Genomic DNA, 12,619 nt, shown 5'->3' on the forward strand with positions numbered 1-12,619 from the left:
ACCCACTTTTTTATAATGAATTATTTTTGTGAAAATATTTTCATCAACTAATTTGAGCGGAATCACAAAATGAATGGAAAATTAAAAATACAAGAAATCGCCCGGCAAACTGGGCTTTCCATCAGTACCGTGTCACGTGTATTGGCAGGGAAATCCAATACCAGCCCTAAAGCTCGGCAACAGGTGCTGGCCTGTGCCCAACAAAATGGTATTTTGCAGGGGATCTCCAACGGCAGGTTGATGTTGAATAACCTGGCGGTGTTTGCCCCACAACGTGCTTTTGATGTGCGTAGCGACATTTTCTACTACAAAGTGATCCAGGGAATAGCTAGCGCACTGGCTGAACATGATGTCAGGATCCGCTATTACGGGTTGGAGGAGGAACAAAGCAACAGTGCTCTATTTCTAGAGAAAATGAACGATCCGCAAACGGAAGCGGTGTTACTGATCGGTATTGATGATGAACATATCCATACGCTGGCGGCCGATCTGAATAAACCCTGTATTCTGATCAATTGCAGTGACCACCAGATGCGCCTGGATAGTGTTTCCCCTGATCATCAATTAATTGGCGAGTACTCTGCCAACTATCTGTTCCAGCAAGGGCATAGCCGCATTCTCAATCTGCAATGCTTGCGGCGTAATACCATGGAACTCCGTCTGGTAGGGATCAAGCAGGCTTATGCGCGGCATAATGTTCCCTTTATTGATAGTCAGCATCTGGTCACCACCTCTGGCTTTGGTAGTGAAGAGGCGGAACAGGCAGTAACCACATTTATCAATGGGATTAGCGACCCGGCACAATTGCCCACAGCCATTCTGGTGGGTGGTGACTATATGGCGGTGGGCGCAGTAAACGCGATCGAAAAGATGAATATCAATGTGCCGAGAAAAATTTCCGTTATGAGTACCGACGGTTTCAACCTGGCTGAGGTCCATAATATTGCGCTGACCTCGGTCCATGTTCCTCGCGATGAACTGGGTGCTGAAGCGATTGCACTATTACAGCGGCGGATGTTACGCCCAAATGCTCCCCCCTGCAATTTGTTACTGCACGGGCGTTTGGTGGTGCGGGATTCGGTAAAACGCCTGAGCCCGAATAAAGTATCACCTGCAGTGAGTACCCACCATAATCGGCTCTACGATGACTAATATACCCGTCGCCAATCAAACTACAGCGGTGTTGGCTGCAGTTACTCGCTTCATCCATGAGGCTCGCCCCTTTCGGGGCCGCTGCAAGCAGCGTTCAAATCCGCTCCAGGCGGATTTGTCGCTCACCCGAATCACTTACTCTAGTAAGCTCATCGGGATTCGTTCAGTGGCCGCCTACCTGCAAATTGATTGAACTTGGGTATATTCTCAGCGGGGTTGGTAGCTGAACTTCACGCGCTTTTTTGAAATCAAGCCATGGCCCTGTTGGCATAAGTAGTCCACCGCCCCACACGCCTTCAATTGCTGCAACGGTTGCCCGCAGTCGGGGCATTCAGCAATCTGCCGATAGTGACGTTGGCAGATTTGACAATGATAATCGCCGTCGACCCAATTCATCGGCTGGCCACAAGCGGGGCATAAAGCGTCCATTTTTCCTCCTGGTTTACCAATACATCACCACGCCAGCAATCACCGCAAGACTCATGGTGTCGTTCAACGCAACGCTATCAGGCTAAAAGTTAAATCAGCCCCCAAGAGCGTAAAAAATAGATCCCCAAGGCGGTAGTAAAGAATGAACCCACCGTGGTGATGGCAATAATATTTGCTGCCAGGGTGGCATTGCCCCCCATCGCTCGGGTCATTACATAGCTAGCAGCGGCGGTGGGAGAAGCCGAAAACATAAAGATAATGCCCAATGTTGCCCCACGGAAACCACATAGCCACCCACCAGCGGTCATCAGTAATGGTATCAAAAACAGTTTCGCTGACGATGAAAGCACTGCGACATTGGAAGTGCGGAACATGGCTCGTAGATCAAGGCTGGCCCCGGTGCATAACAGCGCCAGTGGCAATGAAAGACCAGAAATATAGCTGCCGGTTTGTTGAATAAATTGCGGCATACCCAGCCCAGTCTGTGCATAGGCCACCCCACTGAGCAGGCCTAAGATCAGCGGATTCTTCACAATGCTGCGCAACAGTGCCAGGGGATTGATCTTCTGCCCTGGCCCCCCCTGCAAACTGCGCGTCAGGGTAATAACCGACAGGACGTTATACAAAACAACAGTGACCGTAAGATACATCGGGGCAATGGCCTTCCCCTGCTCTCCATAGGCGGTTATGGCATAAGCCAGGCCAATAATCGCGTTATTGGCACGGAACCCGCCCTGTACAAACACGCCACGCTCACGAGGGTTTTTCACCAGCCACTTGGCAGAAAATTCCAGTAACAGGAAGGTCCCGGTGGTTCCCACCGCACCAAAAATCACCAGGGTCAAATTATCACGTAGCTGAGGATGGTTATTGGCGATACTAAAAAACAGCAGGCAGGGTAACGCCAAGTTGAATACCAGCTTGGTTGCCCCATCGATAAAAAAATCATCCATTATTCGCCGATGACGCAGCCAGATACCTAGCAATAACATCAACAGATTCGGTACGGTAACACCAAATGCAAAACTCCATATTTCCCAAGACATGGCGTTCCTTAGCTAAGTCAGCAAGAAAAACTCATTGGCAAATGATATACCTGTCACTCTTCAAGCAGCAGCAATCTCAGGTGTTGATGCCTTAAGATTGCTGCTCTACTGTCTTATTTTGATTTTTTCAAGTGACTCATCAAGCGTTTACGTTTGCGCATCTGATTAGGGGTCAAGGTATTACGCTTACCAGCAAATGGGTTATCCCCCTCTTTGAACTGGATGCGGATTGGTGTGCCCATCACTTTCAATGAACGGCGGAAGTAATTCATCAGATAGCGTTTGTAGGAGTCCGCCAATTCGCTGACCTGATTACCGTGGATCACCACAATCGGTGGGTTATATCCACCCGCATGGGCATATTTCAGTTTCACCCTACGGCCACGTACCAACGGTGGCTGGTGGTCATCAACCGCCATCTGCATTATCTTGGTCAGCATTGAGGTATTAACCCGATGGGTAGCACACTCGTAAGCCTCCTGTACCGATTCGAACAGGTTGCCTACACCGCTACCATGCAGGGCAGAGATAAAGTGCACCCGGGCAAAGTCGACAAAGCCCAGACGCAAATCAAGCATCTCTTTAACATGTTCCCGGTCTTCCTCACTCATGCCGTCCCATTTATTGACGGCAATCACCAGCGAACGCCCGCTATTGAGGATAAAACCAAGTAGTGATAAATCCTGATCGGAAATACCTTCGCGGGCATCAATAACCAACAGCACCACGTTGGCATCTTCGATCGCTTGCAGTGTCTTGATTACCGAAAATTTCTCGACGGTTTCAGTCACCTTGCCACGCTTTCGCACCCCGGCAGTATCAATCAACACATATTCACGCTCATCACGTACCATCGGGATATAGATACTGTCACGGGTGGTACCGGGCATGTCATATACCACCACACGCTCCTCACCCAGGATGCGGTTGGTTAGCGTAGACTTACCGACGTTAGGGCGGCCAACAATCGCCAGCTTGATCGGCAAATCTTGCGGGTTGAAATCATCTTCCGGCTCTTCACCTTCGTCATCGGTCAGCTCGCCATTTTGCTCTGCCCAATAAGCCGCATTGGCCTCTTCTTCACTCAGCTCAACGAGTTCCGGTTTTGGCGGAACAAAGGGCACCATGACGTGTTCAATCAGTTGTGTCACCCCACGGCCATGAGAGGCCGCAATCGGATAAACCTCCCCCAACCCCAACGAATAGAAATCTGCCGTGGCACTATCGGGATCCAAACCATCGGTTTTGTTGGCAACCAGGAAGGTGGCTTTCTGACGACTACGCAAATGCTGAGCAATCCCCTGGTCTGCTGGCATCAACCCGGCACGGGCATCCACCATGAACAGCACGATGTCTGCCTCTTCGATAGCCAGCAACGACTGACTAGCCATATGGGTTTCTACACCATCTTCGGTTCCGTCAATACCCCCGGTATCAACAACAATAAATTCGTTACCCTCTACTTCAGCACGACCATACTTACGGTCTCGCGTTAGCCCAGGGAAATCCGCCACCAACGCATCGCGAGTATGCGTTAAACGGTTAAACAAGGTGGATTTACCCACATTCGGGCGCCCGACCAGCGCGATGACAGGTATCATGGTTGAAGCCTCATTACTTAATAATCAATGTGTTACTGTAAAACCGAATAGATATTGGCAGCACAGTTTAAAAATACGAAACGGCCCCTGACATCAGGAGCCGTTATTCACGTCATCTTTCAGACTGCCGCGTGATTAAACTTGGCGATAGACGGCTTAACGCGTAAAAGCGTAAACCTTGCCACCACGCGCCTGGATCAACAACCGGCCATCAGCGTTGATTGGCGCTGACAAGAAGCCTGAACTATCCACTTCAAGTTGCGATACAAAACGGCCGTCAGTGGTATTAATCCAATGCAGGTAACCTTCTGCATCACCCACCACCAGATAACCATTAATCAGTGCCGGCGATGTGAGATTGCGGTGCAACAAGTCACTCTGACGCCACAGGTTGGTACCGCCTTGAGTACTCAGTGCAACCACGGCATCATTCTGATCGACGACATAGATACGGCCTGCATCAACGATAAAATCATTCACCGAGCCCATATCACGTTTCCACAGGATCTGACCTGAACGCAGATCCAGCGCTGACAGGCTACCATTGTAACCCAATGCGTACACCACGTTTTCAATAATCACCGGGGTGGTATCCACATCGTTCAAGCGGTCGATCTCTGTCGCCCCCATGGGCTGGGATATACGCTGTTGCCAAATCAGTTGCCCTTGTTGCATCAACACGGCGCTCACTCGGCCACTGTCACCACCCACAATGGCGGCACCAAATGCGGTTGCTGGCGCTGACTCCCCCCGCAGTGATAATGAAGGAACATCCAGGTTAACCGTCCACTTGATGGTGCCATCCGCTTCGTTCAATGCTTGCAGTTGGCCATTGCTGGTATGGATCAGCACCAAACCATCGGCAACCACCGGGCGGGAAAGTGCCTCACCGGCCACCTTCGCTTGCCATGCAACTTGACCATCACTGGTATTCAGCGCATAAACCACGGCTTTCTCACTGCCGACATAAATCTTGGAACCAGAAACCGTCAGGCCCCCGGACAACAGCGCAGGCTGATTGCGGGTGTAGAACTTGGTTTTCTCGGAAAGATCAACCTTCCACTTTTCTTTACCATCAGCCAGATCCAGCGCTTTGACCGTACCACGACGATCAGCCGCATAAACGGTACTGTCCTGATAAGCAGGACGCAGATGGGAGTAATAATCACCGATACCACTACCTACAGAAGTGCTCCAGGTCTTGGTTGGTGTGAATTGATTTTCAACCTTTGGCAATGGTGACATGACGACAACATCTTCTTCACCACCAAACAGTGAACAGCCACTCAGCAAGGCGACGGAAACCAGCCCGACCAAGAGTGTTTTACGCAATTGCATGGGAATTCCCCTTAGCTGGACAAATTATTCAACTTCATGCGCATTATTGGCACAAGCGCCTGAGAATCATTTGATTCAATACCTTTACTATAAGCTTCCTGTGCACCCTTGCTATCACCTTTTGCCAACAGCACATCACCGCGCACATCTTGCATCATAGTCACCCAACCCGCACCTTTCACACTTTCCAGTGTTTTCAGTGCTTCATCCAGCTTTTTCTGCTGCAACTGCACGCGAGCCAGGCGCAAGTTAACTAACGCCTGCAGGTTTTCATCTTTCGCCTGCCCTTGTGCCAGAACCAATTGTTGTTCTGCTTTAGCAAAATCACCTTGCTCGGCAAAATTCCTTGCCAGTTGCAGTGCCGCAAAGACACCATAATTATTGCTGTTAGCCTGGATAAACTTTTCTGCTCCCGCCACTTCTTCCGCTTTACCGGAAGCGAGTACCGTCATAGCCTGCTCATAAGACTCAGAAGCCGCCATCATGTTGGTGTTTTGGTGATTCTGCCAGTAGCGCCAACCAACCAGGGCACCAATACCGAGCACAACCCCCACAGCCAACGCTTTGCCGTTTTCAACAAAAAAACGTCGTAAAGCATCAACCTGTTCGTTTTCATTGGAATAGACTTCCACGGCGACCCTCTCTTTAACTTAACATCGAAGCCAGGCGCATCGCGACTTCGCTTTGCCCCAGCGTTTCTTGTTCACCACTTTGCAGGTCTTTTACCACCACCTGCTGTGCCGCCACTTCATTCTCCCCCAGGATCAGGGCAATGCGCGCACCCCATTTATCAGCACGGGTGATCTGCTTTTTGAAGTTGCCACCGCCGTAGTTGGTCATCAGTTTAATCTGCGGTATGGCATCACGCACTTGCTCTGCCAACAACATCGCTGCACTCTGTGTGCCGACACCACTTGAGATGACATAGACATCAATGGTGGCAGGCGCCTTGAAATCCGGGTTCACCGCTTGAACCAGCAACACCAGACGTTCCATTCCCATGGCAAAACCAACAGCCGGGGTGGCCCGTCCGCCCAGTTGTTCCACCAGTCCATCATAGCGACCACCTGCACAAACCGTACCTTGGGCACCCAAACTGTTGGTGACCCACTCAAACACCGTACGATTATAATAATCTAAACCCCGTACCAGACGTTGGTTTACTGTATAGGGAATACCCGCCTGCTGTAGATGCTCACACAATCCAGCAAAATGAATTCTCGACTCTTCATCCAGATAGTCACCCAAAGAGGGTGCATCATTAAGCAGGGCTTGCACCTGCGGATTTTTTGAGTCCAACACACGCAGTGGGTTGCTATACATGCGACGTTTGCAGTCTTCGTCCAATTGATCCTGATGTTGCTCAAGGAAAGCCACCAGCGCATCACGGTAATTAGCCCGCGCTTCCAGCGAACCAATCGAGTTCAGCTCCAGTTTGACGTGTTCAGCAATCCCCAACGCCTTCCACCAACGGGCGGTCAGCAAAATCAGCTCGGCATCAATATCCGGCCCAGGTAAACCAAAAACCTCAACCCCTAACTGGTGAAACTGGCGATAACGCCCTTTTTGCGGACGCTCGTAGCGAAACATCGGCCCGACGTACCACAAGCGCTGCTCTTGATTATACAGCAGCCCATGTTCAATACCGGCACGAACACAGCCCGCGGTTCCTTCAGGTCGCAATGTCAGGCTTTCACCGTTGCGATCCTCGAAGGTATACATCTCTTTTTCTACAACATCGGTCACTTCACCAATGGCGCGTTTAAATAGCGGAGTCTGCTCAACAATAGGGATACGAATTTCGCTATATCCATAGCTGGCCAGCACTTGCTTGAGTGTGCCTTCAATTCGCTGCCATAATGCCGTTTCTTCCGGCAGGTAATCGTTCATGCCGCGAATGGCTTGAATGCTTTTTGCCACGTGAGTTCTCTGTCTGTTTAGATCAAAATAAACCTGATTATAGGGACTTTACCATCTACTGTTCAACGCGGATGAAAACCCCGTATCACTTATCTACTCATCCAACTGGTTGACAACTATACGATTGGCGTTATCCAGCATCGCTGCCTTGGCACGAATTTTCGCTTCCAATTGGTCAATCATCTGTTCATTATCAAAGCGCTCTTTCTGACGCACGCCATCTTCGTAGAAACCACTCTTATTGTGCCCCCCGGTTACGCCTAGGGTAGACACCAGCGCTTCGCCGGGACCATTGACGACACAACCGATAATCGAGACATCCATCGGCGTAATGATATCCTCCAGACGTTGCTCCAGCGCATTAACCGTCGCAATAACATCAAACTCCTGACGGGAACAGGTTGGGCAAGCAATGAAGTTAATACCACGCGCACGGATACGTAATGATTTCAGAATATCAAAACCCACTTTCACTTCTTCTATCGGATCAGCCGCCAGGGAAATACGCAGAGTATCGCCAATGCCTTCCGACAACAGCATCCCCAGGCCAATGGCCGACTTCACCGAACCACTGCGGGCACCACCGGCTTCAGTTATGCCCAAGTGTAGCGGTTGAGCAATACGACCAGCCAGCAAGCGATAAGACTGTACCGCCAAAAAGACATCGGATGCCTTTACACTGACTTTGAACTGATCAAAATTGAGGCGTTGAAGAATATCCACATGACGCATGGCAGATTCCACCAAGGCCTCCGGCGTGGGCTCACCGTATTTTTCCTGAATGTCTTTCTCCAGCGAACCGCCATTAACACCAATACGGATCGGGATATTTTTGTCACGAGCGCAATCCACTACGGCACGAATACGCGACTCATTACCAATATTGCCAGGGTTGATACGCAAGCAGTCAACACCGTATTCGGCCACCTGCAAGGCAATGCGGTAATCAAAATGGATATCAGCCACCAGCGGTACGTTAACCTGCTGCTTAATCAGGCGAAATGCCTCTGCTGCATCCATGGTAGGAACTGAAACGCGGACGATATCAACGCCAACGCGCTCCAGCGCTTTGATCTGAGCCACTGTCGCGGCAACATCAGTCGTCCTGGTATTGGTCATCGATTGCACGGCAATCGGTGCACCATCGCCAATAGGCACATTACCAACGTAAATACGCGTAGATTTACGGCGGTTAATGGGCGTTTGGTTATGCATCACTCACTCTCCACTGCGGCGAATTTCTAACAACAATAACCGCGTAATTACTGCTCTGGAACCGTCAGACGAGCAACACGGTTTGCCTTAACAAACCGGCTTAAATCCACCGGATTACCTTGGAATTGGATCTGTACCGCAGCCGGGATACCAATAGTCAATTTATACGGTGGTGTACCCACCAGATTTAGACTGGTACCGCTTTTCTGGACGCCGCTGAATAATGACTTACCGGTAGCGTCAATCACCTGCAACCAGCAATCACCAGAAAAATCCATCACCAACGCATTGGCATCTGCTACTGATTCAGTCGCCGCTCCAGTAGGTAGTGGATTGGTGGTAGCAGAGGTCGCTGTGGTTGCATCCGGAGCTGTGGTTACATCCGGAATAGTTGCCTGGCCCGGAATAGTTGCTTGGCTTGGCGCAACCACATTACTCGGTTGTGGTGCCACAGCCTGAGGGCTAGCCGTCTCAGGGGTAGTCACCAAAGGAGCCGTCACCGGCGCCACTGCGGGTTGAGAGGTTGCCGTATCGGTTGCTGATGCTGCATGACTATCGGGATCGAGTGCTGAAGCGCCATTATCCACATTACCGTCAACCGAAGCAGCAGATTGGCTTTCATTATCGCGCTGAGAAAGTTGCGCCGTAGAGTGATCAACCATGGCGGCGATCTCTTCCTGCTGCGCCTTATGATTTTGCCACCACCAGGCAAACGTCAATCCCACCACCACACACACCACCAGCCAAGTAAAGCTCATCAACCAACCATCACGTTTCTTGCGACGCTTGTTCATTGAGAGCCCTGGCATATGAGGCAATTTAGTGACTTTGGATGACGCCTGTTTACCTAGCGCGAGTAACAGTTCATCTTCTGGTAAATGCACCAACTTGGCATAGGAACGGATATAACCACGCACAAACGTCGAAGCCAGATCGGCTGAGAGGTTATCCTCTTCGATGTCGCGCACGGTAGAGTTTTTTAGACACAGGCGATCTGCAACCGCCTGTTGGCTCAGGCCAAGTTGTTCACGGGCCTGACGCAAACGCTGGCCTGTCGTCATAGGTACAGTTTTATCTTGAGAGTCTTCAGTATTCATTAGCTAAGAACTGCTGGTGCTGTTTGGATTGTGGAAAACTTCGCGCTAACTGTTTGCCATAGCGTTGAACGCTATCCTGACGGTCTGCTAACGCGGCGAAACGAATCTGTAACCATAAACTGTCGGCACTGGCCGGCAAAACATGTTGATAACTATCTAATAAAATTTGCGCCTGTGCACGATTCCCTTCTCCAAATTGTTTCTCGGCTTCCACCAACAGTGGAACACCTTTATCGGGATCAATCTTTAATGCTCGAGTTAATAATTTACGAGCTTCATCCGTTTGCCCAGCCTTGAGGAAACAATAACCCGCGTTCTCAAGGCTATCAGCAACCTGTCCATCATCGGGTGCCTGCATCGCTGCGCTAAACTGCTGTTGAGCCTGTACATACTGCCCTAAACTACAGAGAAACGCACCGTAATTATTCAATACTGTGCCATTGCCTGGTGCGAGCTTGAGCGCTTGCTGATAATAGTGCTGCGCAGCAGCATTATCTGCTACCCGCTGATTATAGAGTGCCATACCCAACTGGGTACGATAATCTTGCGGTGCCACATCGAGCGCTTTTTGCAGATTTTTTCTCGCCGACGGCATATCACCCTGATGGAGATACGCCAGCCCCAGTTGTAAACGGGTCTGACCGGCTGCCGAGTCAGGCTCGTCTTGATCCGGTTGCGAGCTTGAGCAACCCACCAACAAACTGGTTGCCAATAACACACTCCACAATTTCAGCTTCATGCTTGTACTTATCCCCTTACCTGATGCCATCTGTTCCCCCGCTAGATTAGTACAAACATAGCAGGCTATTAGATAACAAAAAATAATGTGACAAGGGTCAGACCGTTCGTATGTTGATAGGTTCCCCGGCTATTTTCTTTTTCAGGGTACGCTTGGTGCGATCGATCACTTCCCCCGCTAACTGACCACAGGCCGCATCGATATCATCGCCACGGGTTTTACGAACAATAGTCGTAAAACCGTATTCCATCAATACTTTGGAGAAACGATCGACACGACTATTCGAGCTGCGTCCAAAAGGTGCCCCAGGGAATGGGTTCCAAGGGATCAAATTGATCTTGCATGGGGTATCTTTCAACACTTCCGCCAGTTGGTGCGCATCATCCGTACTGTCGTTGATCTGGTCCAACATTACATACTCTACAGTGACTCGCCCCTGGTTGGCATTGGATTTAGCCAAATAACGGCGAACGGCGGCCAGAAAAGCGTCGATATTGTATTTACGGTTAATCGGTACGATTTCATCACGGATAGTATCATTCGGCGCATGCAGCGAAATAGCCAACGCCACATCAATCATATCCCCAAGCTTGTCTAACGCGGGCACCACGCCTGAAGTGGACAACGTAACACGACGCTTGGACAGGCCAAAACCGAAGTCATCCAGCATGATTTCCATCGCTGGTACCACATTATTCAAGTTGAGCAGCGGTTCGCCCATCCCCATCATCACCACATTGGTAATGGGGCGCTGGCCGCTCACTTTCTGGGCACCAATGATTTTAGCTGCACGCCAAACCTGCCCGATGATTTCCGACACCCGCAGGTTACGGTTAAACCCTTGCTGCGCCGTTGAACAGAATTTGCACTCTAGTGCACAACCTACCTGGGAAGAGACGCACAACGTCGCGCGGTCGGCCTCTGGAATATAGACCGTTTCAACCTGCTGATCCCCTACCTTTAATGCCCATTTGATGGTGCCATCTGCTGAGCGCTGTTCCGCTGCCACCTCAGGTGCGCGGATTTCAGCCACACTCTGCAACTTATTACGCAAGACCTTGTTGATATCGGTCATTTGCTCAAAGTCATCGCTGCAATAGTGGTACATCCACTTCATCACCTGATCGGCACGAAAGGGCTTTTCACCCATATTGATAAAAAACTCACGCAGTTGCTGACGATTCAAATCCAGCAGATTAATTTTATTCGTTACTGGTTGTTCCGTTTGCACAGCAGGGTCTGCCAATAAATTATTTTCAGACAAGGTATATTCGGTCGCGGTAGGTTCTAACATAAAAGGTCTCTCAGCCTCGTTATTACACGTTATGGCTCTAAAGAAGAAAAAGCAGTCAATGTGTCTGCGGTTTACCGATTGCACCATGAACAATTACACCATGGATCAATTACACCATGTGCGGATTACACAATGACAGAAAAAATGCGCCCTGGGCAGTTCACTCCCAGGGCGCAGCATTGTACAAATATTAATAACTCATTTCCACGTCTGAACGGCTTTCCAGTCATTTTTATTGTATCTACCAGTTACCGTAAAGAGTCAATAATGTGAGTGACAACTCTTTTGCAACGAAACAATGACTCTCGATGCGGATTTATACGCTTTTAGCGTGGGCAGAGTTCACTTTCAGTAAAGAAATAAGCAATTTCACGCTGAGCAGATTCTACAGCGTCTGAGCCATGTACCGCATTGGCGGTAAAGCTGTCTGCATAATCGGCACGCAAGGTACCCGCGAGCGCGTTGTCTGGGTTGGTTGCCCCCATGATATCACGGTTACGTTGTACGGCATTTTCCGCTTCTAGTACCTGAACCATAACTGGCCCGGAAGTCATAAACTCTACCAAGCCATTGAAGAATGGACGGTCTTTATGCTCGGCGTAGAAACCTTCCGCCTGTTCACGGGTCATACGCAACATTTTAGATGCAATAATTTTGAAACCTGCACGCTCAAAGCGAGCGTAAATTGCGCCAATATCATTGTTAGCTACAGCGTTAGGTTTAATAATGGAAAAGGTACGTTCTACGGTCATGATGGCCTCTATTATAGTTTCCAAAACAGGCCGTAC

12 protein-coding genes are annotated in these 12,619 nt (G+C 49.9%); 1 reads left to right on the forward strand and 11 read right to left on the reverse strand.

Annotation, left to right across the window (positions count from 1 at the left end; translation table 11 throughout):
• The first annotated feature begins 69 nt into the window (after positions 1–69).
• Entirely contained in the window at positions 70–1,152 is a 1,083-nt protein-coding gene (locus tag IO95_RS20270) for a LacI family DNA-binding transcriptional regulator (RefSeq protein WP_023489174.1), read from the forward strand.
• Between the two features lie 207 nt (positions 1,153–1,359).
• Here IO95_RS20270 and IO95_RS20275 read toward each other — a convergent pair whose 3' ends face one another.
• The 11 genes from IO95_RS20275 to ndk form a co-directional block, all read right to left on the reverse strand.
• The gene (locus IO95_RS20275) at positions 1,360–1,581 is read right to left on the reverse strand and encodes a zinc ribbon domain-containing protein (protein ID WP_023489173.1); all 222 of its coding nucleotides are present in this window, start codon (positions 1,579–1,581) and stop codon (positions 1,360–1,362) included.
• Positions 1,582–1,670: 89 nt separating this feature from the next.
• Complete coding sequence (locus tag IO95_RS20280; RefSeq protein WP_023489172.1) at positions 1,671–2,627, reverse strand: AEC family transporter; 957 nt, start codon at positions 2,625–2,627, stop codon at positions 1,671–1,673.
• A gap of 113 nt (positions 2,628–2,740) precedes the next feature.
• Positions 2,741–4,228: a ribosome biogenesis GTPase Der gene (gene der, locus IO95_RS20285; RefSeq protein ID WP_023489171.1), complete on the reverse strand. Its 1,488-nt coding sequence runs from the start codon at positions 4,226–4,228 to the stop codon at positions 2,741–2,743.
• Positions 4,229–4,384: 156 nt separating this feature from the next.
• Positions 4,385–5,566 carry an outer membrane protein assembly factor BamB gene (gene bamB, locus IO95_RS20290; protein WP_023489170.1) on the reverse strand — a complete coding sequence of 394 codons (1,182 nt, stop codon included), beginning with the start codon at positions 5,564–5,566 and terminating at the stop codon, positions 4,385–4,387.
• Positions 5,567–5,577: 11 nt separating this feature from the next.
• Complete coding sequence (locus IO95_RS20295; RefSeq protein ID WP_023489169.1) at positions 5,578–6,198, reverse strand: YfgM family protein; 621 nt, start codon at positions 6,196–6,198, stop codon at positions 5,578–5,580.
• Between the two features lie 13 nt (positions 6,199–6,211).
• On the reverse strand, positions 6,212–7,486 hold the full coding sequence (hisS, locus tag IO95_RS20300; protein WP_023489168.1) for a histidine--tRNA ligase: 1,275 nt from the start codon (positions 7,484–7,486) through the stop codon (positions 6,212–6,214).
• Positions 7,487–7,579: 93 nt separating this feature from the next.
• Entirely contained in the window at positions 7,580–8,701 is a 1,122-nt protein-coding gene (ispG, locus tag IO95_RS20305) for a flavodoxin-dependent (E)-4-hydroxy-3-methylbut-2-enyl-diphosphate synthase (protein ID WP_023489167.1), read from the reverse strand.
• 47 nt (positions 8,702–8,748) lie between these two features.
• Positions 8,749–9,798 carry a cytoskeleton protein RodZ gene (gene rodZ, locus IO95_RS20310; RefSeq protein WP_023489166.1) on the reverse strand — a complete coding sequence of 350 codons (1,050 nt, stop codon included), beginning with the start codon at positions 9,796–9,798 and terminating at the stop codon, positions 8,749–8,751.
• Positions 9,788–10,537 carry a type IV pilus biogenesis/stability protein PilW gene (gene pilW / locus IO95_RS20315; RefSeq protein WP_023489165.1) on the reverse strand — a complete coding sequence of 250 codons (750 nt, stop codon included), beginning with the start codon at positions 10,535–10,537 and terminating at the stop codon, positions 9,788–9,790. Before pilW ends, rodZ begins: the two co-directional genes overlap by 11 nt.
• A 97-nt stretch (positions 10,538–10,634) precedes the next feature.
• Positions 10,635–11,831 (reverse strand): bifunctional tRNA (adenosine(37)-C2)-methyltransferase TrmG/ribosomal RNA large subunit methyltransferase RlmN, encoded by a 1,197-nt coding sequence (locus IO95_RS20320; RefSeq protein WP_023489164.1) that lies wholly within the window; start codon positions 11,829–11,831, stop codon positions 10,635–10,637.
• A gap of 326 nt (positions 11,832–12,157) precedes the next feature.
• The gene (gene ndk / locus IO95_RS20325) at positions 12,158–12,583 is read right to left on the reverse strand and encodes a nucleoside-diphosphate kinase (protein ID WP_023489163.1); all 426 of its coding nucleotides are present in this window, start codon (positions 12,581–12,583) and stop codon (positions 12,158–12,160) included.
• Between the last annotated feature and the right edge of the window lie 36 nt (positions 12,584–12,619).

The organism is Serratia sp. DD3, assembly GCF_000496755.2.

Bases quoted from the DNA above. Each gene is read 5' to 3' on its own strand.
- IO95_RS20270 (WP_023489174.1), top strand. From the start codon at position 70: ATGAATGGAAAATTAAAAATACAAGAAATCGCCCGGCAAACTGGGCTT.
- IO95_RS20275 (WP_023489173.1), bottom strand. From the start codon at position 1,581: ATGGACGCTTTATGCCCCGCTTGTGGCCAGCCGATGAATTGGGTCGAC.
- IO95_RS20280 (WP_023489172.1), bottom strand. From the start codon at position 2,627: ATGTCTTGGGAAATATGGAGTTTTGCATTTGGTGTTACCGTACCGAAT.
- der (WP_023489171.1), bottom strand. From the start codon at position 4,228: ATGATACCTGTCATCGCGCTGGTCGGGCGCCCGAATGTGGGTAAATCC.
- bamB (WP_023489170.1), bottom strand. From the start codon at position 5,566: ATGCAATTGCGTAAAACACTCTTGGTCGGGCTGGTTTCCGTCGCCTTG.
- ispG (WP_023489167.1), bottom strand. From the start codon at position 8,701: ATGCATAACCAAACGCCCATTAACCGCCGTAAATCTACGCGTATTTAC.
- rodZ (WP_023489166.1), bottom strand. From the start codon at position 9,798: ATGAATACTGAAGACTCTCAAGATAAAACTGTACCTATGACGACAGGC.
- pilW (WP_023489165.1), bottom strand. From the start codon at position 10,537: ATGAAGCTGAAATTGTGGAGTGTGTTATTGGCAACCAGTTTGTTGGTG.
- IO95_RS20320 (WP_023489164.1), bottom strand. From the start codon at position 11,831: ATGTTAGAACCTACCGCGACCGAATATACCTTGTCTGAAAATAATTTA.
- ndk (WP_023489163.1), bottom strand. From the start codon at position 12,583: ATGACCGTAGAACGTACCTTTTCCATTATTAAACCTAACGCTGTAGCT.